This window comes from Streptomyces yaizuensis (assembly GCF_034961445.1).
In the GTDB taxonomy this organism is placed as follows: Bacteria; Actinomycetota; Actinomycetes; order Streptomycetales; family Streptomycetaceae; genus Streptomyces; species Streptomyces yaizuensis.
In genome coordinates, this window is record NZ_BSBI01000010.1 from 33442 (window position 1) to 54713 (window position 21272).

At 73.8% G+C, this 21272-nt stretch carries 24 protein-coding genes; 12 read left to right on the forward strand and 12 right to left on the reverse strand.

Annotated elements, in window-relative coordinates; all coding sequences use genetic code 11:
• The first annotated feature begins 134 nt into the window (after positions 1-134).
• Entirely contained in the window at positions 135-716 is a 582-nt protein-coding gene (locus SYYSPA8_RS22860) for a flavin reductase family protein (RefSeq protein ID WP_407706061.1), read from the forward strand.
• Between the two features lie 79 nt (positions 717-795).
• Here SYYSPA8_RS22860 and SYYSPA8_RS22865 read toward each other — a convergent pair whose 3' ends face one another.
• The 4 genes from SYYSPA8_RS22865 to arfB all read right to left on the reverse strand — a co-directional run bounded on the left by SYYSPA8_RS22865 (position 796) and on the right by arfB (position 2533).
• Positions 796-1224: a hypothetical protein gene (locus SYYSPA8_RS22865; protein WP_323449154.1), complete on the reverse strand. Its 429-nt coding sequence runs from the start codon at positions 1222-1224 to the stop codon at positions 796-798.
• Positions 1225-1358: 134 nt separating this feature from the next.
• Positions 1359-1613 carry a type II toxin-antitoxin system RelE family toxin gene (locus SYYSPA8_RS22870; RefSeq protein WP_323449155.1) on the reverse strand — a complete coding sequence of 85 codons (255 nt, stop codon included), beginning with the start codon at positions 1611-1613 and terminating at the stop codon, positions 1359-1361.
• Entirely contained in the window at positions 1610-1924 is a 315-nt protein-coding gene (locus tag SYYSPA8_RS22875) for a type II toxin-antitoxin system prevent-host-death family antitoxin (RefSeq protein ID WP_323449156.1), read from the reverse strand. The genes SYYSPA8_RS22870 and SYYSPA8_RS22875 overlap by 4 nt, the downstream gene beginning before the upstream one ends.
• Before the next feature lie 171 nt (positions 1925-2095).
• The gene (gene arfB, locus SYYSPA8_RS22880; RefSeq protein ID WP_323449157.1) at positions 2096-2533 is read right to left on the reverse strand and encodes an alternative ribosome rescue aminoacyl-tRNA hydrolase ArfB; all 438 of its coding nucleotides are present in this window, start codon (positions 2531-2533) and stop codon (positions 2096-2098) included.
• 147 nt (positions 2534-2680) lie between these two features.
• Between arfB and SYYSPA8_RS22885 the strand changes: the two genes are divergently transcribed.
• Positions 2681-3256, forward strand: coding sequence for a TerD family protein (locus SYYSPA8_RS22885; protein WP_323449158.1), 576 nt, complete (start codon positions 2681-2683; stop codon positions 3254-3256).
• Between the two features lie 182 nt (positions 3257-3438).
• On the opposite strand, the gene SYYSPA8_RS22890 is transcribed toward SYYSPA8_RS22885, so the two are convergent.
• Entirely contained in the window at positions 3439-4800 is a 1362-nt protein-coding gene (locus SYYSPA8_RS22890) for a M1 family metallopeptidase (protein WP_323449408.1), read from the reverse strand.
• A 197-nt stretch (positions 4801-4997) separates the two neighbouring features.
• Positions 4998-5555, reverse strand: coding sequence for a GlcG/HbpS family heme-binding protein (locus SYYSPA8_RS22895; protein WP_323449159.1), 558 nt, complete (start codon positions 5553-5555; stop codon positions 4998-5000).
• A 400-nt stretch (positions 5556-5955) separates the two neighbouring features.
• Between SYYSPA8_RS22895 and SYYSPA8_RS22900 the strand changes: the two genes are divergently transcribed.
• The 4 genes from SYYSPA8_RS22900 (at position 5956) to SYYSPA8_RS22915 (ending at position 8917) form a co-directional block, all read left to right on the forward strand.
• Positions 5956-7377 carry a sensor histidine kinase gene (locus tag SYYSPA8_RS22900; protein WP_407706062.1) on the forward strand — a complete coding sequence of 474 codons (1422 nt, stop codon included), beginning with the start codon at positions 5956-5958 and terminating at the stop codon, positions 7375-7377.
• Complete coding sequence (locus SYYSPA8_RS22905) at positions 7374-7997, forward strand: response regulator transcription factor (RefSeq protein ID WP_323449160.1); 624 nt, start codon at positions 7374-7376, stop codon at positions 7995-7997. Before SYYSPA8_RS22900 ends, SYYSPA8_RS22905 begins: the two co-directional genes overlap by 4 nt.
• Positions 7998-8187: 190 nt before the next feature.
• Positions 8188-8403 (forward strand): hypothetical protein, encoded by a 216-nt coding sequence (locus SYYSPA8_RS22910; protein ID WP_323449161.1) that lies wholly within the window; start codon positions 8188-8190, stop codon positions 8401-8403.
• Between the two features lie 103 nt (positions 8404-8506).
• Positions 8507-8917, forward strand: a complete 411-nt coding sequence (locus SYYSPA8_RS22915; protein ID WP_323449162.1) for a RidA family protein — start codon at positions 8507-8509, stop codon at positions 8915-8917.
• Here SYYSPA8_RS22915 and SYYSPA8_RS22920 read toward each other — a convergent pair.
• Positions 8895-9737 (reverse strand): VOC family protein, encoded by an 843-nt coding sequence (locus tag SYYSPA8_RS22920; RefSeq protein ID WP_407706063.1) that lies wholly within the window; start codon positions 9735-9737, stop codon positions 8895-8897. The genes SYYSPA8_RS22915 and SYYSPA8_RS22920 overlap by 23 nt on opposite strands.
• A gap of 258 nt (positions 9738-9995) precedes the next feature.
• Between SYYSPA8_RS22920 and SYYSPA8_RS22925 the strand changes: the two genes are divergently transcribed.
• From SYYSPA8_RS22925 to SYYSPA8_RS22935, 3 genes are all read left to right on the forward strand, one after another.
• Positions 9996-11279 (forward strand): Clp protease N-terminal domain-containing protein, encoded by a 1284-nt coding sequence (locus SYYSPA8_RS22925; protein WP_323449163.1) that lies wholly within the window; start codon positions 9996-9998, stop codon positions 11277-11279.
• A 127-nt stretch (positions 11280-11406) separates the two neighbouring features.
• Positions 11407-12090, forward strand: a complete 684-nt coding sequence (gene aroQ / locus SYYSPA8_RS22930; protein WP_323449164.1) for a gamma subclass chorismate mutase AroQ — start codon at positions 11407-11409, stop codon at positions 12088-12090.
• 348 nt (positions 12091-12438) lie between these two features.
• Positions 12439-13950 carry an aldehyde dehydrogenase family protein gene (locus SYYSPA8_RS22935; protein ID WP_323449165.1) on the forward strand — a complete coding sequence of 504 codons (1512 nt, stop codon included), beginning with the start codon at positions 12439-12441 and terminating at the stop codon, positions 13948-13950.
• Here the strand turns inward: SYYSPA8_RS22935 and SYYSPA8_RS22940 are convergent.
• The 3 genes from SYYSPA8_RS22940 to SYYSPA8_RS22950 all read right to left on the reverse strand — a co-directional run bounded on the left by SYYSPA8_RS22940 (position 13903) and on the right by SYYSPA8_RS22950 (position 17582).
• Positions 13903-15624, reverse strand: a complete 1722-nt coding sequence (locus tag SYYSPA8_RS22940; protein WP_323449166.1) for a PTS transporter subunit EIIC — start codon at positions 15622-15624, stop codon at positions 13903-13905. The genes SYYSPA8_RS22935 and SYYSPA8_RS22940 overlap by 48 nt on opposite strands.
• Before the next feature lie 28 nt (positions 15625-15652).
• Positions 15653-16618 carry an N-acetylmuramic acid 6-phosphate etherase gene (gene murQ, locus SYYSPA8_RS22945; protein WP_323449167.1) on the reverse strand — a complete coding sequence of 322 codons (966 nt, stop codon included), beginning with the start codon at positions 16616-16618 and terminating at the stop codon, positions 15653-15655.
• 100 nt (positions 16619-16718) lie between these two features.
• On the reverse strand, positions 16719-17582 hold the full coding sequence (locus SYYSPA8_RS22950; RefSeq protein ID WP_323449411.1) for a MurR/RpiR family transcriptional regulator: 864 nt from the start codon (positions 17580-17582) through the stop codon (positions 16719-16721).
• Positions 17583-17834: 252 nt separating this feature from the next.
• On the opposite strand from SYYSPA8_RS22950, the gene SYYSPA8_RS22955 reads away from it, so the two are divergent.
• The gene (locus tag SYYSPA8_RS22955) at positions 17835-18191 is read left to right on the forward strand and encodes a hypothetical protein (RefSeq protein ID WP_323449168.1); all 357 of its coding nucleotides are present in this window, start codon (positions 17835-17837) and stop codon (positions 18189-18191) included.
• 37 nt (positions 18192-18228) lie between these two features.
• Complete coding sequence (locus SYYSPA8_RS22960; protein WP_323449169.1) at positions 18229-18495, forward strand: DUF4031 domain-containing protein; 267 nt, start codon at positions 18229-18231, stop codon at positions 18493-18495.
• 57 nt (positions 18496-18552) lie between these two features.
• Here SYYSPA8_RS22960 and SYYSPA8_RS22965 read toward each other — a convergent pair whose 3' ends face one another.
• Positions 18553-19779: a Cmx/CmrA family chloramphenicol efflux MFS transporter gene (locus SYYSPA8_RS22965; protein WP_323449170.1), complete on the reverse strand. Its 1227-nt coding sequence runs from the start codon at positions 19777-19779 to the stop codon at positions 18553-18555.
• 227 nt (positions 19780-20006) lie between these two features.
• Positions 20007-20723, reverse strand: coding sequence for an HD domain-containing protein (locus SYYSPA8_RS22970; RefSeq protein WP_323449171.1), 717 nt, complete (start codon positions 20721-20723; stop codon positions 20007-20009).
• Positions 20724-20887: 164 nt separating this feature from the next.
• On the opposite strand from SYYSPA8_RS22970, the gene SYYSPA8_RS22975 reads away from it, so the two are divergent.
• Complete coding sequence (locus SYYSPA8_RS22975; protein ID WP_323449172.1) at positions 20888-21208, forward strand: DUF6479 family protein; 321 nt, start codon at positions 20888-20890, stop codon at positions 21206-21208.
• The last annotated feature ends 64 nt before the right edge of the window (positions 21209-21272 follow it).

The following is a 21272-nucleotide window of genomic DNA, read 5'->3' on the forward strand; positions in this document are numbered from 1 at the left end:
GCGGGACGGTGTATCCGAACGCAAAGCCGCCGGTACGGGGCCTGGGCCGGGCCCGGCGCCGGGCATGGTCCTAGGACCACCCTCGTCCCCTGGCCCGATGCGCGGAGCGGCGCGGCGCGGTTAGCGTTCCCCCTGTGTACCAGACGACCAGCGCCTCTTCGGCCTCCGGCTCTCCGTCCGCGCCCGCGGTCCCTCGCTCCGAGGGGGATCCTGAGGGGGTGAGCAGCGACGAGTTCCGCGCGGCCCTGTCCCGCCTGGCGGCGGGCGTGGTCCTGGTGACCGCGCACGACCCGGACAGCGGCGCCCGGGGCGAGGCCGTCGGCATGACCGCGACGGCGTTCGTCTCGGTCTCCCTGGACCCGCCGCTGGTCATGGTGAGCCTGCGCGAGGGCTCCCGCATGGACGACCTGCTGGCCGAGCAGCCGCAGTGGGCGGTCTCCCTGCTCGCCGAGAGCCAGCGGCACATCGCGGGCCGCTTCGCGATGAAGGGGCGCGTCAGCGACCGCCTCCTCTTCGAGGACGTCCCCCACACGCCCGGCCGGATCACGGGCGCCCCCCTGATCGGCGGCGCCCTGGCCACCCTGGAGTGCCGCACCGAACAGCGCGTCCCGGCGGGCGACCACACCCTGGTCATCGGCCGCGTTCTGGCCGCGACCCTGCCGTCCGACGGCGAGCCGCTGGCGTACTACCGGGGGCGGTACCGGCGGCTGGGGTGAGCCCGGAGCAGGCTCATTTTCAGCGGCTTGTTTCAGCCGCTCATTTCAGCCGCTCATTTCAGCGACTCATTTCAGCGACTCATTTCAGCAGGCGTACGAACACCCGGGCGCCGTTGTGGAAGCGCACGGTGACACCGCTGTGGTCGGCCCGGGTGCCCTCCCGTACCGACCAGCGCTCCAGCCCGCAGACCTCGGGGCACCCGGCCCGTGCGAGCAGCCCGGCGAGCCACGCCTCGGGCCCGTTCGCGTTCCCGCCGGGGTCCTGCGGCTCCACGGGCGGGCCGTGCACCGGCTCGTCGGCGAACCCCTCGTGCTTGGCGCCGTCGGGCAACTGCCCCGTGATCCCGAACCGCCACTCCCCACCGGCTCCGGTGACGCTCACCCCGCACGGTGGCCCGTCCCCGTCCCCGTCCCTGTCCCCGTCGCCGCCCTCTGCCCGTATCTGTCCGACGGCGGGGTCCTGCCCGCCCAGTTCGACGACGTACGCCAGAAATCGCTGGGGCCGCACCCGCGGCTCCTCTCCTCGTCCGGGCCCCGGGGGCGGTGCCACCCCGGGAAGGTGTCCGGAGATCATGCGCGGGAAGCGGGGTACGGGGTGGGCGGGCCGGGGAGGGTTCACCCTCACGGGGGACGGCGGGGGGCCTATTGAATCCGCCCGACCGTCATGACGGTGATGACGATGCTGCCGCCGTCGACGTGGTACTGGCAGCGGTAATGCCCCACGGACAGTCGGCGATGACCGGCGTTTCCTATGGGCCGACTCTCCGGCGGTGCCGGCTCCCTGGCGAGCCTGTTGACCGCCGCAGTCAGTGACTTCGCGCCTTCGCGGTCGTCCTTCAGGAACCGCTGATACGCCGCCCGGGCGGCGTTCTCCCAGGTGATGTTGTAGACGGTCACAGGCTCTCCTGGCCGTCCTCGGTGTCCACCTCGGCAGCGGTACGGCAACCGCAGTCGACGCCCTCCGGCGGCGGTACGGGGCCGAAGCGGCAGCCTTCGAGCCGGTGTCGCGCGTGCTCGAAACCGGCGGCGGCGGACTCCAGCCGCTCGAAGAGGTCCCAGGACAGAACCACGCCCACAGGGGTTCCGTGCTCCGTCAACGCGGTGGGGATCCCGGTCTCCCGGGCACGCCTGAGGATGGTGTCGAGAACGGCGGCGGCGCGGTGCGTGTCGGCTGTCGGCAGGTCGGAGAGCTGGTCGAGCAGTTCCATGCCCGGAACGCTAGGAGCCCGCCTGGCCCGGCGACAAGCGGTCGCGTCGGGAACGAACCCCGGGGGTGAAGCCGTACGTCGGGTTGACGGCGTCGGCGCCCGGGTCGCGAGGGTCCGGGACGACGGGCGGAAAGGCGGCGAGCGTCGCCCCGGCGTGACCTGTTGGGGACGTCAGGACCAGTCGCGGCCCTGGCGGTTCCGTTTGGTCTCCGAGCGCTGCTTCTTCTCCCGCAGCCGGCGTTCGTTCAGCCCCCGCGGGATCCGGGTCGGGCGGCGGGGCCGGGGCGGTGGGGCCGTGGCCTCCGCGAGGAGGGCGGTGAGGCGGACCGCCGCCGTCTCGCGGTTGCGCCACTGGGAGCGGTGCTCCGAGGACCGGACCGCGATCACCCCGTCCACCAGGCGGTTCGCGAGCCGTTCCAGGGCCCGTTCCTTCCACACCTCCGGCAGCGCCGTGGTCCCCGCGAGGTCGAACCGCAGCTCGACCTGGGAGTCGCTGGTGTTCACATGCTGGCCGCCGGGCCCGGACGACCTGGAGAAACGCCAGACCAGCTCGGCTTCCGGGAGACAGACCGAGCCGCGGATGACATAAGGACCGGACATGCCCCCCATCGTCCCGTGTCCGAGATGTTCATGTCATCTCGATTTCGCTGGAACCTTCCAGGAACCCAAAGGTGCCGTTCGCACGTTAAGACGGGTACGGCAGCCGCGGCACCCGTGAGGGAGTCCGCGGACTCGAACCATGAAGGGGACTTCCCAATGGCAGTAAGCCTGACCAAGGGCGGCAATGTCTCACTCACCAAGGAGGCACCGGGGCTGACCGCCGTCACCGTCGGACTCGGCTGGGACGTCCGCACCACCACCGGCACCGACTTCGACCTCGACGCCTCCGCCATCGCGGTGAACACGGCGGGCAAGGTCGTCTCCGACGGCCACTTCGTCTTCTTCAACAACCGCTCCACGCCGGACCAGACCATCGTCCACACCGGCGACAACCGCACCGGCGAGGGCGGCGGCGACGACGAGCAGATCAATGTCGACCTGAGCCGCCTCCCCGCCGACATCGACAAGATCGTCTTCCCGGTCTCCATCTACGACGCGGTCGCCCGTTCGCAGAACTTCGGCCAGGTCCGCAACGCGTACATCCGCGTCGTCAACCAGGCCGGCGGCACCGAGGTCGCCCGCTACGACCTGAGCGAGGACGCCGCCGTCGAGACCGCGATGGTCTTCGGCGAGCTGTACCGCAATGGAGCGGAGTGGAAGTTCCGCGCCGTGGGCCAGGGATACGCCGCCGGTCTGGAGGGCATCGCCCGGGACTTCGGCGTCAACCTCTGAGCCGACGGGCTGCCGGGCCGCTGAGCCACTGAGCCGACGGGCCGACGGGCTGCTGAGCCCCCGGGTCCGTCCCGGCCCGCTCCGAGCTGTCGGGTCCCGGCCCCGGCTTCGGTCCTCTCCTGAGGCCGGAGCCGGGGCCGGGCCGGAGCTGACAGGCGCCGGGAGGGTCGTTCAGCGGCCGCTCACCCCGCCCGGTCCGGCCGCCCGCTCCCGTACAGCCACGGATCCCACACCGCGTCCAGCTTCCGGCCCGCCACCCGCTCCGCGTACGCCGTGAAGTCGTCCGTCGACGCGTTCCCGTGCCGGTGCTCCGCCGCCCAGCCGCGCAGCAGCCGGAAGAAGACGGCGTCCCCCACGGCCCGCCGCAGCCGGTGCAGGACCATCGCGCCGCGCCCGTACACCGGGGGCGCGGAGATCTCCGCGGCCGACGGCGGATCGGCGGGCGGGAAGGCCCAGTTGTCCCGGTCGGCGAAGGCCCTTCGAAAGCTCTCCGCGACCCGCGCGCCCCCGTCCTCCTCGGTCCACAGCCACTCCGCGTAGGTGGCGAAGCCCTCGTTCAGCCAGATGTCCTGCCAGCTCTCGGGGGTGACCGAGTTCCCGAACCACTGGTGGGCGATCTCGTGCGCCAGCGTCCCGGGGGTGAAGTACGCCACCGGGAAGACCGGGCGGGACTGCGTCTCCAGCGCGTAGCCGACCATGCCGTCCGGGACGACGATCGCGCCGCCCGCGGAGAAGGGGTACGGGCCGAACCGCCGCTCCGCCCACGCCAGCACCTCGGGCACGCGCGCCGACAGCCGCCGCGTCCGCTCGCCCCCCGCCCCGGGGGCCACGGCCGTGACCAGCGGCAGCCCGGCCCGGGGCATCGTCGTCGTCCTGGCCACCGTGTACGGACCGATCGCGAGCACCGCGAGATACGAGGCCATCGGCTCCGGCGAGCGCCAGACGGAGGTGGTGCGCCCACCGGCCGTCGTCACCGGCCCCGGGACGCCGTTGGAGATCGCCCGCACCCCGCGCGGCACGGTGATCACCAGGTCGTACGTGGCCTTGTCGCGGGGGTGGTGGTTGCCGGGGAACCACGTCATCGAGCCCGCCGGTTCACCGACCGCGAGCGCGCCCGCGTCGTCGTCCGTGAGCCACCCCTCCCGGGAGCCGTCGGCGTCGGTGAGGGCCCGGGGCATGCCGGAGTAGCGGACGACGGTACGGAAGAGGGCGCCCCCGGCGAGGTCGTCGCGGGGGCGCACGGTCAGCTCGTCGCCCGCCCGGTTGGCGGCGGCGCGGGCTCCGTCGACGGTGACCGCGGAGACGGCCAGCCCGTGCAGATCGAGGTTGAAGGCGCTCAGCCCGCGCGTGGCACGGGCGAGGATCTCGGCGGTGCCGTCGATGCGGCGGCGGGCCGGGTCGTACGCCAGGGTGAGGCTGTAGTGGCGGACGTCGTAGCCGCCGTTGCCGAGCCGGGGGAAGAGCCGGTCACCGAGCCCGGCACCACCGGGGCGGCCGCGCACACCGCCGTCGCCGCCGGTGCACCCGGCGACGAGGACCACCATCAGGGCGGCCGAGAGCGTGTCGCGCACGCGAGGGGCGAGGCGTACCAGAGGGGACCGGCCCACGCCGGTGATCCTAGGCGCTGCACACCGGTTTCCACCGGGTTTCGGGGCCTTTGAGGCCTTTTCGGGGCCTTTAGGGGCCCGTGATCCGGGGGAGGGATCACGGGCCCCTAAAAGGGACAGGGTCCGGGCCGGGGTCAGCGGGCCAGGGCCGCCACGCCCGCCTTCGCGAACTCCTCGTCCTGCGCCCCGCTCGGCGCGCCCGCGACGCCGATGCCCGCGATCGGGGCGCCCTTGACCTGGACCGGCGCGCCGCCACCCAGGAAGAGGGTGCCCGGGATGTCCTTCAGGTTCGGGGTCGACTCCAGCCGCTTGACCAGCTCGGAGGTGGGCGCGTTCCAGGAGACCGCCGTGAACGCCTTCTTCTCGGCGGACTCGTACGACTGCGGGCCGGCGCCGTTGCCGCGCAGCGTCACGATGGTGTTGCCGTTGCGGTCGACCACGGCGACCGACACCCGCTGACCGGCCTTCTCGGCGGCGTCCAGCGTGGCCTGCGCGGCCCGCGAGGCGGCGTCGACGGTGAGGTGGGTGGTCTGCTGGAGGTGGCGGTTGGAGGTGTCGGACGTGACCGCGGCGCGGGACTCGGCGGCCGGGGCCGAGGCGTTCGCGCTGACCGCGCCGAAGGTGCCCGCGCTCAGCGCGACGGCGGCGACGGTGCCGGTGATGACGCGGGTCCGGGTCGACAGCTTCTTCATGATCGTTCACTCCTGGCTGGGGCTGCGGCCGGGACGGCCGGGGGCGGCCGGTCCGACGTGGGGTCGATGACCTTCTGGAACGATCCTCGGGCCGCGCCCGGCCCCGTACGGTCGGCGTACCGGCTGCCCTGAACAGGCATGATGGAGGAGAGCCGGGTCGACCGATCGGTTGATGCGGCCCCGGCCCGCAGGGGTGAGGATCGAGGGACGGCCCGCCCCGGTGCCAGGGGCACGCGAGCCCCAGCGAGATCTGAACGAGAGGCCCCAGGCCCGGCAGGAGCGGAGAGCGATGTCCCACCCCCCTCGGCCCGCCGCCGGAGGCCCGGGCGCGGACCTTCCCGGTTCCGTTTCCCGACCGGATGCCCCAAGCCCTCTGGACCCTCTGGACCCCCTGGACCCGTTGACGGGAGACACCCGGGGCGCCGCCGACCGCGACGACCGCCGGCTCGACGCCGTCATGAACACCGCGTTCATCGCCCTGCTCGCCGGCGCCCTGACCCGCTATCTCACCAACCACTGGGACAGCCCCGCGACCCCCTGGGTGATCGGCCTGAGCGCCACCCTCGCCGTGCTCCAGCTCGCCGGGCAGCACCCCGCCGTACGGGCCCGCCCCGGCGCCGAGCGCGCCCGGTTCGCCCTGGTCGTCGGCTGCTGGGTGGTGGTCGTCGCGATGGCCCCCAGCTTCGCCTGGTGCGCCGTCCCCCTCATCTACACCGGTCTGCGCTCGCTGCCCACCCGGGCCGCCGTCGCGCTGGTCGCCGCCGTCTGCGTCCTCGTGGTGATCGGCGAGTACCGGCTCAGCAGCTCCTTCGACCCGATCCTCTTCCTTCTGCCGCCCGTGGTCGCCGTCCTCGCCACCGCCGTCTTCGTCCATATGCGCCGCCAGGCCGACCGGCTGCGGGCGCTGGTCGACGACCTGATCCGCACCCGGCGGGAGCTGGCCGCCATCGAGCGCCGCGAGGGCACGCTCGCCGAGCGCCAGCGGCTCGCCATGGAGATCCACGACACCCTCGCGCAGAGCCTGTCCAGCCAGCAGATGCTGCTCCAGGCCGCCGAACGGCTCTGGGACGGCGACCCGGACCGGGCCCGGGGCCATGTCCGTACCGCCGAGTCCATCGCCGAGCGCAGCCTCGCCGAGGCCCGGCGCTTCGTCCACGACCTGGCCCCCGCCGACCTGGCGGAGGGCGGCGGGCTCGCGCAGGCGCTGCGCACGCTCGCCGAGCGCGAGACCACCGACACCCTGCGGATCCGGTTCCACCTGGACGGGACGCCGGTGCCGCTGCCCGACCAGGTGCAGTCCGCGCTGCTGCGGATCGCCCAGGGCGCCCTCGCGAACGTACGGGAGCACGCGGGCGCGACGTCCGCCGCGCTGACCCTCAGCCACCTGGACGACCAGGTGGTCCTGGACATCGCGGACGACGGCGCGGGCTTCGCCCCGGCGGCGGTTCCCGCGCCGGGGACGCGTGGCCACGGCCTCGCCGCGATGCGGGCCAGGCTGCGCCAGCTCGGGGGCGCGCTGACCGTCGAGTCCGCGCCCGGCGAGGGCACGGTCGTCTCGGCGGCGGTGCCCCTGGAACGGTCCTCGGACCGCCCGGACCGGGGACTCGGAGCAGCACCGGGCCGGGGATCCGGAGCAGTACCGGACCGGGGACCCGGAGCAGCACCGGGCCGGAGCCAGGACCGGCGTCCGGAAAGAGACCTCGGCGGGAGTCCTGAAAGCGACCCTGGCAGGCGTCCGGAAAAAGACCAGGGCGAGAGTCCGGAAACAGCCCGTCCCGACCATGAACCGGGCCGCCGCCGACGGCCCCAGGAGGACCGATGACCGCCGTACGGATCCTGCTCTGCGACGACCACGCCGTGGTCCGCGCCGGGCTGCTCGCGCTCCTCGGCAGCGAACCCGACATCAAGGTCGTGGGGGAGGCCGGCAGCGGCGAGGAGGCCGTGGCGATGGCGGCCAAGCTCCGGCCCGACGTGGTCCTGATGGATCTCCAGCTCGGCGCGGGCATCGACGGCGTCGAGGCGACCCGCCGCATCGCCTCGCCCGAGGTCCATGTGCTCGTGCTGACCACGTACGACACGGACGCCGACATCACCCGCGCCATCGAGGCGGGCGCGACGGGCTATCTGCTGAAGGCCGAGCGCCCGGAGGAGCTGTTCGCCGCGATCCGGGCCGCCGCCCAGGGGCGCACCGCCCTGTCGGCGCCGGTCGCCAGCCGGGTGATGGACCGGATGCGCGGTACGGGCCGGCCCACCCTGACCGAACGGGAACGGGACATCCTGGGGCAGCTGGCGCACGGCCTCGGGAACCGGGAGATCGCCCGTGCGCTGTTCATCAGCGAGGCGACGGTGAAGACCCATCTGGGCCGGATCTACGCCAAGCTGGGCGTCGACACCCGGGCGGGCGCGGTCTCCGTGGCCAAGGAGCAGCGGCTGCTCTCCTGATTCCGCCCCGGGGCGCCCCGGCTCCCGCGGCTCCTCCTGCCGACCGGCGCAACTGCCGTACCGCGTGCACCGGTCGCACCCCGCGCACCCGGGGAAACTCCCCTCACCCCCCTGTTCAGCGGGCCCGTTCCTGGACACGCTCTGGAGGAGACGGACACCCGGTTACGGAACGGTACGGAATGCGAGGTCCATGGTGGCGGGATCGGCCAAGCGGCTGCGGGAAGCCGAGGAGATCGTCGACGAGCTGCGGAAGGCGCTGGCCGTGATGGGTGTGACGCTGCCGTCGTTGCGGGTGGACCCGGTCTCGCTCGCCACCGACGCCCGCCATCCGCTGATCGACCTCGGCCGGTGCAACCTCGACACGGCGGCCCGCCTCGCCGCCGCGCTCCGGCACGGCCACGGCTGAGCCCGCCGCACGGCCCCGGGGGCGCACCGGCAGCCCCCCGGGGCTCGTTCCCCGCGCCGGAAAACCCGGTGCGACCCCGCCGCCCGGCGGCGAGACTCACCTCATGAACACCAGGATCAGCCGACTCAATCCCGAAGGACTCCACCCCACCCCCGGCTACCACCACATCACCGTCGTGGAAGCCGGCCGTACCGCCTATCTCGCGGGGCAGTGCCCCCTCGACCCCTCCGGCGCCGTCGTCGGCCCGGGCGATCTGGACGCGCAGATCGACCGGGTGGCCGCCAACGCCCTCACCGCGCTCGCCGCCGTCGGGGCCCGCCCCGAGGACGTGATCCGGTCGGTGATCTACGTGGTCAGCGCCGACGCCGAGGTACTCGACGCCGCCTGGCAGCGGCTCAACGACTCGTCCGTCGCCGCGGCGTTCGGCAGCGCCAGCACCCTGCTCGGGGTGGCCCAGCTGGGCTTCCCGGGTCAGCTGGTCGAGGTCGACCTCACGGCCGCGCTGCCCGGGTGACGCCCGTGGCGGGGAGCCCCGCCAGCGGGAAGGCCGTGCCCTCCGGCGCGCGCGACACCCGCCGCGCCGGCCCCCCGTCCGCGGACTCGTCCGAGGGCCCGTCCGGACGCCGGTCCGGACACCCGTCCAGAGGCCGGTCCGCAGGCTCGTCCACCCCGATGACCAGCTCCCAGCCCGGTACGGGTCCCCGGGCGAACCGGTCGCGGGGCAGCGCCACCCCCAGCACCTCGCCGTAGAAGCGCCGGGCCGCTTCCGGGTCGCCGGAGGTGTGGAGCGCCCGCAGGGGGGTACCAGGGGCGCCCGGCGGAAAGGCCCAGCCGCCGAACTCCCGCGCCTGCCAGAGCGAGACCGCCGCGCCGAACGGGTCGACCAGGGTCGCCATCCGGCCCTGGTCGCCCGCGTCGAACGGCGGCACCACCAGCCGCGCGCCCGCCCCGGTCGCGGCGGCGGCCCGCCGGTCGGTGTCGTCGGTCGCGAGGTAGTACGCGATGTGCGGTGGGGTCCCCGGCGGATACACCGGGGCCGACAGATCGCTCACGGACCCGATCCGGTACGGGCCGGACCGGATCACGGTCGCCTGCCGCCAGTCGTCCGGATCCACCGCGAACCGCCAGCCCAGGTCCGTACGGAAGAAATCCGCCGTCCCGGCCGGATCGTGCGTCTTCAGATCCAGCCAGCAGAAACCGTCCACCGGGCGCGGAGTGCGTTCCGACTCCGACTCCTGCCCGTGTTCCCGCTCCTGCTCCCGCTCCTGCTCCCGCTCCCGCTCCTGCTCCCGCTCCCGCTCCTGCTCCCGCTCCTGCTCGTGTTCCTGCTTCACGGCGTCCTCAGCGCTCCTCTTCCGCGTACGGCACGTAGGGCGTGCTCGTGCTCAGCGACCGTCGTACCCGGCTGTACGGAGAGGTGACAAAGGCTTTTCGGCCGGACGGCAGCGACTTTCGATGACACCCGAGCCGCCCGCAGCCTGCCGTAGGGAGCGGATCGAGCGGATTGTTCCCCTTTGGGGGTACGAAGGGAGGACCGCGGCAGCGACGTCGGACGGACGCGGGCGCCCGCCCCCGTCGGCGAGGCTGATCCCATGATCCGTGAGGCGGAGGAGACGGCGATGGGGGCGGCTGCGGTGGAAGCGAACGGGACCGTGGTGGGGATTCTGGGCGCCGCCTGGGGAGCCGTACCCGACGCGTGCGACATCATCGGCACCGAGAGCCTGCTCGCGGCGGTCGCCGGCGCCGGGGGCCCGGCCGGGAAGGCGCTCGACGGATCGGGCGCCACCAAGGCCGCCCAACTGGCCGTGATCCGCGAACGCGTGGAGCACGACCACGACTGCGGGGCCGTGTGCGAGTCGGGCTGGCGCAGCGGCGACGACCGTGACGCGAGCGTGGACTCGGCCGAGGCCCTGGGCGACGAGGACGGGCATCCGGGCCGCAGGCTCTCCGGCGCCGCGGCGCGCGCCTTCACCGCGGCGGCGGAGTCCGCCCGGCGGGAGAAGCGGGCCGCGTACACCGCCGAGGATCTGCTGCGGGCGCTGCTCTCCGACGACGGCAACCGTGCCGTGGAGACGCTGCGGACCTGCGGCATCACCCCTGAACGCGTCCGGGCCCGGCTCGACGGGGGTGAGCCGGGCCCGGACGGCGGCGGGCTGGACGCGGCGCTGTGGCCGACCCGGGACGCGCTGCTCGGCCGGCCCCTGCCGCGCACCCGGTTCTGGCGGCGGCTGATGGTCGGACTGGCGCAGGAGGGCAATCTGGCGACCCTGCCGGTGCTCTGGGCCACCTGGGACAGCCGGGAGCAGGCCCGCGCGCTCGGGCAGACGGAGGGCACCGAGCACATCGTGCTCGCGCTGCTCGCCACGTACGAAGTGGTCCTGGCCCACCCGCACATGGCGCGCGAGGGCGGCGCGGACCCGGAGCGGCGGTTCGCGGGCGGCGCCCGGCTCGCGCAGCAGGGGATCGACTACGCGACCGTGCGCCGCGCCCTGGCCGACGGGCCCGATCTGGGCCGGGAGGAGCGGGACGCGGACCACTACCTGGACGCCGCCGAGGCCGACGACGACCACGGCACCGGCCGGCTGCTGGAGGCCCTGCTGCGGGACGACACGCGCGGCCGACGACTGCTGGAGTCGCTGAGTGACGACGACGACAACGACATCGAGGACGGGGACGAGAAGCTCGAAAGCGGAAACGAAGGCGGGAGCGGCGGCGGGAGCGGAAGCGGGGATCGCCGTGGCTCCCGTGAGTCGTCCGACGCCGAATCCACCGACAGCGGTGGGTGGACGGAGGCAACCTCATCGGTGGTCGATCTCATCTTGGTGGGCGGCGCCCATGTCGGACGGTTCGTGAAGTCCCTGGGCAACGCGCTCTGAGCGGTACGGGGTACACGCCGGGACCGCCCGGCCGCAGGGGCGCCCGGCTGTACGGCTGACCGACCGTACAGCCGGTACGGACCGACCGATCGACCGATCGGCCGAAGCCAACGCTGGGGGAACCACCGTGAACCGCCGCACCGCCTCCGCCCGTCTCTCCGCCCGCCTCCCCGCCCGGCTCTCCGCGCTCGCGGCCGCCGCGGGCACCGCGCTCGTCGCCGGGGCGGCCCCCGCGCTCGCCGCGCCCACCCAGGCACCTGACCAGGCGCCCGCCCCGGCCGTGGCCCACGGAGCGGCCCACTCCGGGTCCTTCGCCAGGCTGCACGCGATCGCGGCGCTCTCCGCCGAGCGCCTGGCCACGGCCGACCTGGTCGCCGCGTCCAAGTGGGGCACGGACCGGCCGATCGACGATCCGGCGCGCGAGCAGGTCGTGCTGGAGTCGGTCCGGGCCCAGGCCGTGGAGCTGGGCGCGGACCCGGAGGCGACCGTACGGATCTTCCGCGACCAGATCGAGGCCAACAAGCTGGTCCAGCGCGGTCTGTACCGGCTGTGGACCGCCGACCCGGCCAAGGCCCCCGTCGAGCGGCCGGACCTCGCGAAGGTCCGCGAGGAGATCAACCGCATCAACACGGCGCTGGTCCGGGCGATCGCGGACTCCGAGCGCGCCCGCTCGGCGGAGTACTGCCGGGCCGTGCTCGCGGTCGCCGCCTTCCAGGTCCGCCACGAGAAGGGGCTCGACCGGCTGCACAGCCAGGGCCTGGTGCGGGCGGTGCCGTCGGTCTGCGCGGCCGGGGACCGCACGGGCGACTGAGTTCTCCACAGCTCCCCGGCGGATCCCCCTGCCGGGCGGGAATTTCGGGGCGATGGTCCGGCCCGGGGCCCCGTCCGGCTGATCCGCCGGGGCACGGTCCGGGTGCCGGGACCGCTCACCGGCCCCCGGACCTCCTGTTTTTCCGTCTCCACAGTTGTCAATTCGGGTTATCCACAGGGAAGTCGGGTCTCTTGACCGGGCAAATCGGCGCCTGAATCATCGGGATGAACGCGCCGGGCCTGCGGGTCGCGGCGGATGGTCAGGTGTGCCGATGGTTCCACGGGGACCACATGCGCACCCGGTCCGGGTGGGTGGTGCGGGCCGGTACGGACAGGAGGAGCGCGTCCCATGACAGATCCGACGATCCCGACAGCCCCTACGAGCCCTACGGGCCTTCCGGGCGGTGTGGGCGGTGTGGGCCCGCGCCCCGGGCATCAGCCGCTGTTCCTCGGCGGCGAGTACGCCCACGGCACGGGACCCGAGAGGTACGAGGTCATCAGCCCCGCGACCGGGGAGCCGGTCGGATCGCTGACCCTGCCGTCCGCCGCCGACCTCGACCGGGCCGTGGCCGCCGCGCACACGGCCCAGCGCGCCTGGGCGGGGGTCAATGTGTGGGAGCGGGCAGCCGTCTGCCACCGCATAGCCGACGAGCTGGACCGGCGGCGGGAGGAGCTGGTGCTGCTCCAGACGCTGGAGCAGGGCAAACCGCTCGCCGAGTCCACGGCGGACGTGACGGAGGCGGCCCAGCTCTTCCGGCTGCACGCGGAGGACGCCGTCCGGCTCACCGGCGAGACCCTGCTCTCCCGGGACAACACGAAGAGGATGTTCACCTTCCACCGGCCGGTGGGCACCTGGGGTGTCATCACTCCGTGGAACTTCCCGCTGCTGATGTTCGCCGAGTTCGCCGCCCCCGGTCTCGCCACGGGGAACGCCCTGGTGGTCAAGCCCTCGGCGCACACCCCCCTCACCGTGCTGCGGGCGATGGAGGCGCTGACGGCCGCCGGGCTGCCGAAGGGGCTGGTCAGCGTCCTCCCGGGAGCGGGCGACTTCGGCGAGGCCCTGGTGCGCCACCCGGGGATCCACGCGATCGGCTTCATCGGCTCCTCGGCGACCGGGGCGAGGATCCAGGCGGCGGCAGGCCTGAAGCGCACCCTGATGGAGTGCTCGGGCAACGGGCCGCTGGTGGTCCTCGCCGACGCCGACGTGGCGGCGGCCGCGAAGGCCGCCGTGGCCGGCGCCTACCCCTGTGCCGGCCAGGTCTGCTGCGCCACCGAGCGGGTCGTCGTCCACGCCGATGTGCACGACGAGTTCGTGGCGGCCGTGCTGGGCGAGGCGGAGCGGGTGGTGCTCGGCGACCCGCTGGACGCGAAGACCCTGCTCGGCCCGCTCAACAACGAGGCGGTGGCCCGGAAGATGGACCGCCATGTCGCCGACGCCCGCGAGCGCGGTGCGCGGGTGCTGCTGGGCGGCCGCCGCCGCGCCGGGATGCCCACCGATCTCTACTACGAGTTCACCGTGGTCGACGCGGTCCCCGAGGACAGCCTGCTCGCGAAGGAGGAGTCCTTCGGCCCCGTCGTCCCGGTGATCACCGGCCGGGACGAGGACGATCTGCTCCGCATCGCCAACGACGACGCCCTCGGTCTCCAGGGCGCGGTCTTCACCCGCAGCATGACGTCCGCGTACCGCTTCATGGAGGAGATGGCCGTCGGTCAGGTCATCGTGAACGAGACCAACAACTGGTGGGACATCAACATGCCGTTCGGCGGCGCCGGAGGCCGTGCCACCGGCTGGGGCCGTATAGGCGGCAAGAACTCACTGCTGGACATGACCGATCTCCGGACGGGGGTGATCAGCCTGTAGGGCGGGTGCCTCGCGTTCCGCCGGCCGTCGGGGTGTCCCGTCCGGGCCGATGCCGCGCAGTCCGAAGCAGTAGGTGACGAGGAAGCCGGCCGCGTAGCCGGTGAGCAGCCCGCCGGCGTAGACGGCGACCGCCGCGAGCGGTGACCGGCCGCCGTGGAGCAGCGGGAAGAGGGCCCAGCCGGAGGGGCCGATCGCGGTGGCGCCCACCGGTTGGCCCAGGGTGTGGAAGAGACCGATGAAGGCGCCGCCGAAGGCTCCGCCGACGCAGGCCGTGGCGAAGGGGCGGCCGAGGGGAAGGGAGACACCGTAGATCAGCGGCTCGCCGACGCCCAGCAGCCCGGCGGGGAGGGCCGAGCGGATGGTGGCCCGCAGCCGCCGGTCCTGCGGCAGCCGCAGATAGACCGCGACCGCCGCACCGACCTGGCCCGCGCCCGCCATCGCCAGGATCGGCAGCAGTGCGGTGTGGCCGTACTGCTCGATCAGGGTGGCGTGGATCGGGATGAGGGCCTGATGGAGCCCCAGCATCACCAGGGGCAGGAAGAGTCCGCCGAGGACGAAGCCCGCGACGGCGCCGCCGCCGGAGAGCAGCGCGTTCGCGAGGTCGCCGATGGCTCCGGCGACCGCGCCCGCCGCGAACATCAGCCCGTAGACGGTGGCGAGCCCGGCGACCAGCACGGTCAGCGCCGGGGTCACGAGGACGTCGAGGACGTCCGGCAGCCGGCGGCGGCACGCCTTCTCGACGTACACGGCGAGCACCGCCGCCGCCAGGGCGCCGAGGACACCGCCCTGGCCGGGGGAGAGCCGCTGGCCGAAGACCTCGATCCGTTCCACGCCGGGGAAGACGACGATCGAGCCGACCACCCCGCCCAGTACCGGGGTGCCGCCGAACTCACGGGCGGCGCTCCAGCCGACGAACACCGGAAGGAGGGTCATGAAGCCGCCGGACAGAGCCGTGAGGACAGGGGTGAGACCGGGCAGGACGCCCAGATTGAGGAGGATGCCGTTGAGTCCGGCGAGGATGCCGCAGCCGATGAGTGCCGGGATCAGCGGGACGAAGACGCCCGCGATCCGCCGGAGCAGCAGCTTCACCGGGGTGGCGTTACGGGCCCGTTGGGCCGCCTTCAGCCGGGCGCCGGGCGCCCCGGCCGGCTCGGACGGTCCCGTGCCGGACGGACCGGTGGTGCCGGAGGGATCCGTGCCGGACGATCCCGTCCCGGGCCGTCCCGGACCGCCCGGTGTGTCGGCCCCGCCCGGCCGGGAGCCGACGGGGGCCGGCTCCTGTTCCCTTTCCCTTTCCCCGTCCTGGCCCGCGTTCCGGTCTCGGCTCCGGTCCTGGTCCCGGCCCTGGTCGTGGCTCTGGCCCCGGGTCCGGTCTTGGCTCTGGTCCGGGGGCGGGTCCGGGTCGGGGTCGGTGGCCTGGGTGAGCAGGGTGGTGAACTCCGCCGCCACCCTGGTCACCCGTCCCGGCCCCAGGACGATCTGGTACGCGTCGCCCTCGACCACTCCCAGCACACCGGGCAGCGCCCGCAGCTCACCGTCCCGGACGACGGACCGGTCGCGCAGCTCCAGCCGGAGCCGGGTCATGCAGTGGGCGACGGAGGAGACGTTGGCCGGGCCGCCGACGAGCGGCAGGATCGCGGCGGCGACGGCGTGGTCGGACGGTGGTGGGGCCATGGGTGGTGCCTCGCTGTGCTGGGAGTGGTCAGCCCCGGGGAGTCCCGGGCTCGGGTCTGGCCCCGGCCGCTTCGAGGGCGGCGCGCAGCCGGCCGCCGCTCTCCCTCAGCAGCCGGGCGGCGGTGGCCGCGTCGACGTCGGCGAGCAGGGTGAGGATCGCGTACTTCACCTCGCCGTCGGTGGCGGTGAGCGCCCGCTCGATCCGGTCGTCGTCCGCGCCGGTGGCGAGGGAGACGATCCGCCGGGAGCGGGCGCGCAGCTTCTCGTTGGAGGCCCGCAGATCGACCATGAGGTTCCCGTAGGTCTTGCCGAGCCGGATCATGGTGATCGTCGAGATCATGTTGAGCACCAGCTTCTGGGCGGTGCCCGCCTTCAGCCGGGTGGACGCGGTGAGCAGTTCGGGCCCGGTGACGACCTCGATGCCGTGGTCGGCGGCGGCCGCGAGCGGGCTGCCGGCGTTGCAGGAGAGCCCCACGGTCAGCGCGCCCAGGGAGCGGGCGTGGGCGACGGCGCCGACCGCGTACGGGGTCCGCCCGGAGGCCGAGACGCCCACGACGGTGTCGTCGGGGGTCAGGCCCAGCGCGTCCAAGTCGCCGGTGGCGAGCCGTTCGCTGTCCTCCGCGCCCTCGGCCGCGTTGACCACCGCCCCGGGGCCGCCCGCGATCAGCCCCACCACATCGGTGGGCGCGGTGTTGAAGGTCGGTGGGCACTCGCTGGCGTCCAGTACTCCGAGCCGTCCCGCCGTCCCCGCGCCCGCGTAGATCAGCCGTCCGCCGCGTGCCATCCGTTCGGCGATGGCGTCGATCGCGGCCGTGATCCGGGGCAGTTGGGCCGCGACCGCGTCGGGCACGGTCCGGTCCTCCGCGTTCATCAGCCGGGCGATGTCGAGCGTCGGCAGCCGGTCGATGCCGGACAGCTCCGGCCGGAACGCCTCGGTGGTGAGGGTGTCGAGGTGGGCGCGGAGTTCGCCGTACGAGTGCGAGGTGGAGGTCATCGGGCACGCTTTCTCTGAGGTCGGCCACGGGTCGGCCACGGTCGGCGGCGGCCGTCGCGGGACCGGTCACGGTCCGGCTGCGACCGGCTGCGACCGGCGGTCAGCGGGTGTGCCGCGGACTGTGCCGGTGGGCGAGGGCTTCGTAGGAGGCGGCGAGCGCGGGAGCGGCCGTTTCGTAGGTCCGCTGGGCCACGCCTATGAACAGGCAGTCCACGATGAGCAGCTGCCCGGTACGGGACGACATGGCGGCGGGCCGCAGCTCGCTCTCGCGCGCGGTCGAGGTGGTCAGGACGTGGTCGGCGTACTGCGTCACCGGGCCGTCCGGGCGGCCCGTGATCGCCACGGTGGTGGCGCCGCGCTCGAAGGCGGTCCGCAGGGGTTCGATGACGTCGCCGGTGGAGCCGGAGTGGGTGATGGCGACGGCGACATCGCCGGACCGCAGCTGGACGGCGTTGGTGACGGCGAGATGGGGGTCGGTGTGGGCGTGGGCGACCAGCCCGATCCGCAGCAGCTTCTGTGCCAGGTCCATGCCGACGAGGGAGGAGGCGCCCACCCCGTAGATGTCGATACGGCGGGCGGTGGCGGCCGCGTTGACGGCGGCGGCGAGCTGCGCGGTGTCCAGGGCGGCGGCGGTGTCGGCGAGGGTCTGCTGCTCGTCGCGGGCCAGTTTGGCGACAACGTCGGTCAGCGGGTCGTCGACGGAGATGTCGGCGGTGACGCTGGGGGCACGGCCGGACTGCTGATGGGCGGCGAGCCCGGCGAGCGCGAGGCGTAGATCGCGGTAGCCGGGGTAGCCCAGGATCCGGGCGGTGCGCACCACGGTCGCCTCGCTGGTGCCGGTCAGTTCGGCGAGGCGGGTGACGGTGAGCGTCGCGCACCCGGCGGGGTCGTCGGCGACGGCCTCGGCCACCCGCTGCATGGAGCGGGTCATGGAGGGGGCGAGCGTCCGGACCTTGGAGGCCAGGGCGGCGGGTGCGGGCGGGGCCTCGGTCCTGGGCGGTCCGGGGGTGCTTCCCCCGCCGCCGCCCGGTGTACGGCGGCCCCGGACCCGGGCCGCGGCGCCGGTCCGCGCGCCCGTGCCGGCGGCCGGCGCCCCCGTGTTGAAAATTTCCTTCACAGATTCGGTCACGCACTGGAAGCTATTTTCAGCATGGGGTGAGGTCAACCCCCACTGCTGCGGACGGGCGTCCCCCGGACAGGGGGCGACAATGGCTGCATGGACGACACCAACCCACTTGAGCAGGCGCTTCACACGGCCCGAGCCCTGGTTCTGGCGGATCTGGCCGCTCGCGATGTGGCCGACGCGGAGGTGGTGTCCCTGGTCGAGGAGTCGGTCACCCACCGGCGCTGGTGGGCCGAGCAGTGGCCGGAGGGCCGGGAGTATCTGACCGGGCTGGTCGCGCAGGACGTCCAGGACGCCCTGCTGGAGCGGTACGGGCGGTGGCCGCTCTGTCCGGTCTGCGACGCGGGCGACCCGCACGCCCTGGAGATCGAACCGGAGCTGGGGCCCGACCCCCGCTGGGTCTGTCACCGCGCGGGCGTGGTGGTCGCCCCCGTGGGCACCCTCGGATGACCGGGCGGCCGGGGGAGCGAGCGGCCGGGGCCGGCCGATGACGCTCTATGTCGACCCGCCGACCTGGCCCGGCCATGGACGGATGTGGTCGCACCTGATCAGCGATGTGTCCTTCGCGGAGCTGCACGCGTTCGCGGCGTCCATCGGCTGTCCGCCCCGGGCCTTCGACGGCGACCACTACGACCTGCCGTCCCACCGGTACCCGGACGCGGTGGCGGCGGGGGCGGTCGAGGTCTCCAGCCGGGAGGTGGTCAGGCTCCTGGTGGGCGCGGGCCTGCGCCGCCCGAAGGGCCGCCCGCACTGACCCCGGCCCTGTCCCGGGGCACACACGGGACGGGGCCGGGGCCGGGGCCGGCGTGGCTCAGCCGGTGGCGCACTCCGCCGCGGGACGCCCGGTGGCGGGCACCTCGGCGGGAGCCCCGGCGGACCGGGCCACCACCCGGGACGTGCTGTGCAGCCGCAGCGAGACCGCCACCAGGGCCAGCGCCACCAGGGTCATGCCCGCGCCGGCCCACGCCGTCGCCGTGAAGCCGAAGTCCGCGTCGATCACCGTGCCGCCCAGCCAGGGGCCGCCTGTGTTGCCCAGGTTGAAGGCCGCCGTCGTGGTGGCGCCCGCCAGCGTCGGGGCCGCGCCCGCCACGTTGAACATCCGGGCGTTGAGCGCGGGGGCGGTGTAGAAGGCCGAGACCCCGAGCAGGAACGCGATCGTCATGGCCGCCGCCGGGAACCCGCCGAACAGCGCCAGCGCGGTCAGCAGCACCGTGGAGGCGGCGATACCGCTCAGCAGCACCCCGAAGAGGTGCGCGTCGGCGACCCGGCCGCCCACCGCCGTACCGATCAGCGCGCCGAGTCCGAAGAGCCCCAGCACCCACGGCACCCAGCTCTTGTCCATCCCGGCGACGTCGGTCAGCAGCGGCGCGAGATAGGAGAAGGCGCAGAACACGCCGCCGGCCGCGAGGGCGGTGATGGCCACGGACAGCCACACCTGCCGGTCGCGGTAGATCGCCAGCTCCTTGCCGAGCTGCGGGCGCTCCTCGGGCAGCGGGATCCGCGGGATCAGGGTCACCACGCCCACCAGCGCGATCACGGACGCGATCGCGACCGCCCAGAAGGCGGACCGCCAGCCGAACTGGTCACCGAGGAAGGCCCCGGCCGGCACACCGAGCACATTGGCGATGGAGAGCCCGCCGATCATCACGGCCATGGCCCGCGCCCGCGCGTTCACCGGGACCATCGCGATGGCGACGGCCGCGCCGAGCGCCCAGAAACCGGCGCACGCGAGCGCGCTCACCACGCGGGACGCGAACAGGATCTCGTACGTCGGAGCCAGCGCCCCGGCGATCTGCCCCAGGCCGAAGACGCTGATCAGCGCGATCAGGGTGGTCTTGCGGGGCAGCCGCAGGGTGGCCACCGCGAGCAGCGGGGCGCCGACGACCATGCCGATCGCGAAGGCGGATATGAGCAGCCCGGCCTGGGGGATGGAGACGTTCATGTCGTCCGCGATGGGCGGCAGCAGCCCGGAGAGCATGAACTCGCTCGTGCCGAGCGCGAAGACGGAGAGGCCGAGGATGTAGACGGCGAGGGGCATGCGGGGGCGGGCGGGAGAGGGGGAGGAGGAAGAGGGGGAAGGGGAGGCGGAAGGGGAGGCGGAAGGGGACGCGGCGGATTCGGGCATGACAGGGGCAACCATGCCCTTGACCTCGCACATTCCCCGCAGGGCAAGTGTTTACGGGGTGTTCACAGGGGACGGGCCCGCCGGACCTGCGATTCGGAGCCGCGGGCCCGGGCCCGGCGTCGGGGCTGCGAGGCGGGCGTTCAGGCCGGCAGCCGGGTCAGCTCCGCCGTCATGTTGGCCCGGGCGGCGGCCTCCCACTCCAGCCGTCCGTAGGGGGTGCGGAACAGCTCCGGCAGGGCGAGCAGCTGGCGCAGCACCGCCGCGCGTCCCGTACGGAAGGCGTCGTCGGGGACGAAGCCGTACTCCTCCCGTACGGCCGCCGTGTACGCCGCGTACCGCTCGGGGTCCGCCGCCAGGATCGCGAGGTCCGCGTCGCACAGCACCTCGCCGTTGCGGTCGCCCTCCTCGGGAGCGTGGGTGACGGTCAGCCGCACCAGCCGGGCCACCTCCCGTACGGCGTCGGCGGCGAGCCCGGCCTCGGTCAGGGCCCGTTCCGCGAGCCTCGCCGAGCGTTCCTCGTTCTCGGAACGTTCCGGCAGGTAGACGGCGTCGTGGAACCAGGCCGCGAGCCGCACCAGGTCGGGGTCGTCGGCGTACGGGGCGAGGACGTCGATCTGGTCGAGTACGGCGGTGAGGTGCGCGGTGGTGTGGTACCGCCGCTGGGGTTCGGCCCACCGGGCGAGCAGATTCCCGGCGTACGGGAGCGGATCCGGCGCATGGCCGGTCGGCGCCTGGCCGGTCGGCGGGTGGCCGGTCGTCCCGCCGTCGGATTCGGATACGGATTCGGATCCGGAGGCTCCACGGGCGTACGCGGCGAGCAGGGCCTCGGCCCAGCGTTCGCGGAGTTCGGGGCTCATGCCCCGACTCTAGGTCGTCTCGTCACAGCCCCGTCCGCCCGGACCTGGCACCGCTCGGTTGAGCGGCCCCCTCCCCAACCTTGTAAACCATCCCAAAATTAGAGAAATGGGGTGACACTGGGGGCAGGGAGACGTGCGCCATCCCTGTACGGAGGGTCGGCACCATGGTCACAGTCATCGTCGTCATCGGGATCGCCATCGTGTTCCTGCTCGTCGGGTCCATGTGGTGGGACTCGATCCGCAGGGAGAAGTACGTGCCGCCGCGCCCCGACGAGCAGCCGGAGAAGCCGGACCACCGGGAGCATTTCGAGGAGCTTCGGGAGCCTGACGAGGACAGCTTCCCGGCCAAGGGCGAGGACCGGCTGATGCCGTACAACCTCAAGGCCCACACCACCCACAGCACCGGAAAGGGCCGGGAGTCCCGGCCCGACCACGGTCCGAACGTGGGCGGCGGCGCCTTCGGCAGCGGCGGCCTGGGCGGCTGAACCGTCCCACCCCGTACACCGCACGACGGAGCGGGGCCCGGGCTGCCCGCCCGGACCCCGCTCA

What these genes read in the sequence shown, in the direction of transcription:
- SYYSPA8_RS22875 (WP_323449156.1), bottom strand. Translation starts at nt 1,924, where the DNA reads ATGGAACTGCTCGACCAGCTCTCCGACCTGCCGACAGCCGACACGCAC.
- arfB (WP_323449157.1), bottom strand. Translation starts at nt 2,533, where the DNA reads ATGGGGGGCATGTCCGGTCCTTATGTCATCCGCGGCTCGGTCTGTCTC.
- SYYSPA8_RS22885 (WP_323449158.1), top strand. Translation starts at nt 2,681, where the DNA reads ATGGCAGTAAGCCTGACCAAGGGCGGCAATGTCTCACTCACCAAGGAG.
- SYYSPA8_RS22890 (WP_323449408.1), bottom strand. Translation starts at nt 4,800, where the DNA reads ATGGTGGTCCTCGTCGCCGGGTGCACCGGCGGCGACGGCGGTGTGCGC.
- SYYSPA8_RS22895 (WP_323449159.1), bottom strand. Translation starts at nt 5,555, where the DNA reads ATGAAGAAGCTGTCGACCCGGACCCGCGTCATCACCGGCACCGTCGCC.
- SYYSPA8_RS22905 (WP_323449160.1), top strand. Translation starts at nt 7,374, where the DNA reads ATGACCGCCGTACGGATCCTGCTCTGCGACGACCACGCCGTGGTCCGC.
- SYYSPA8_RS22910 (WP_323449161.1), top strand. Translation starts at nt 8,188, where the DNA reads ATGGTGGCGGGATCGGCCAAGCGGCTGCGGGAAGCCGAGGAGATCGTC.
- SYYSPA8_RS22915 (WP_323449162.1), top strand. Translation starts at nt 8,507, where the DNA reads ATGAACACCAGGATCAGCCGACTCAATCCCGAAGGACTCCACCCCACC.
- SYYSPA8_RS22925 (WP_323449163.1), top strand. Translation starts at nt 9,996, where the DNA reads ATGATCCGTGAGGCGGAGGAGACGGCGATGGGGGCGGCTGCGGTGGAA.
- SYYSPA8_RS22935 (WP_323449165.1), top strand. Translation starts at nt 12,439, where the DNA reads ATGACAGATCCGACGATCCCGACAGCCCCTACGAGCCCTACGGGCCTT.
- SYYSPA8_RS22940 (WP_323449166.1), bottom strand. Translation starts at nt 15,624, where the DNA reads ATGGCCCCACCACCGTCCGACCACGCCGTCGCCGCCGCGATCCTGCCG.
- murQ (WP_323449167.1), bottom strand. Translation starts at nt 16,618, where the DNA reads ATGACCTCCACCTCGCACTCGTACGGCGAACTCCGCGCCCACCTCGAC.
- SYYSPA8_RS22955 (WP_323449168.1), top strand. Translation starts at nt 17,835, where the DNA reads ATGGACGACACCAACCCACTTGAGCAGGCGCTTCACACGGCCCGAGCC.
- SYYSPA8_RS22960 (WP_323449169.1), top strand. Translation starts at nt 18,229, where the DNA reads ATGACGCTCTATGTCGACCCGCCGACCTGGCCCGGCCATGGACGGATG.
- SYYSPA8_RS22965 (WP_323449170.1), bottom strand. Translation starts at nt 19,779, where the DNA reads ATGCCCCTCGCCGTCTACATCCTCGGCCTCTCCGTCTTCGCGCTCGGC.
- SYYSPA8_RS22970 (WP_323449171.1), bottom strand. Translation starts at nt 20,723, where the DNA reads ATGAGCCCCGAACTCCGCGAACGCTGGGCCGAGGCCCTGCTCGCCGCG.
- SYYSPA8_RS22975 (WP_323449172.1), top strand. Translation starts at nt 20,888, where the DNA reads ATGGTCACAGTCATCGTCGTCATCGGGATCGCCATCGTGTTCCTGCTC.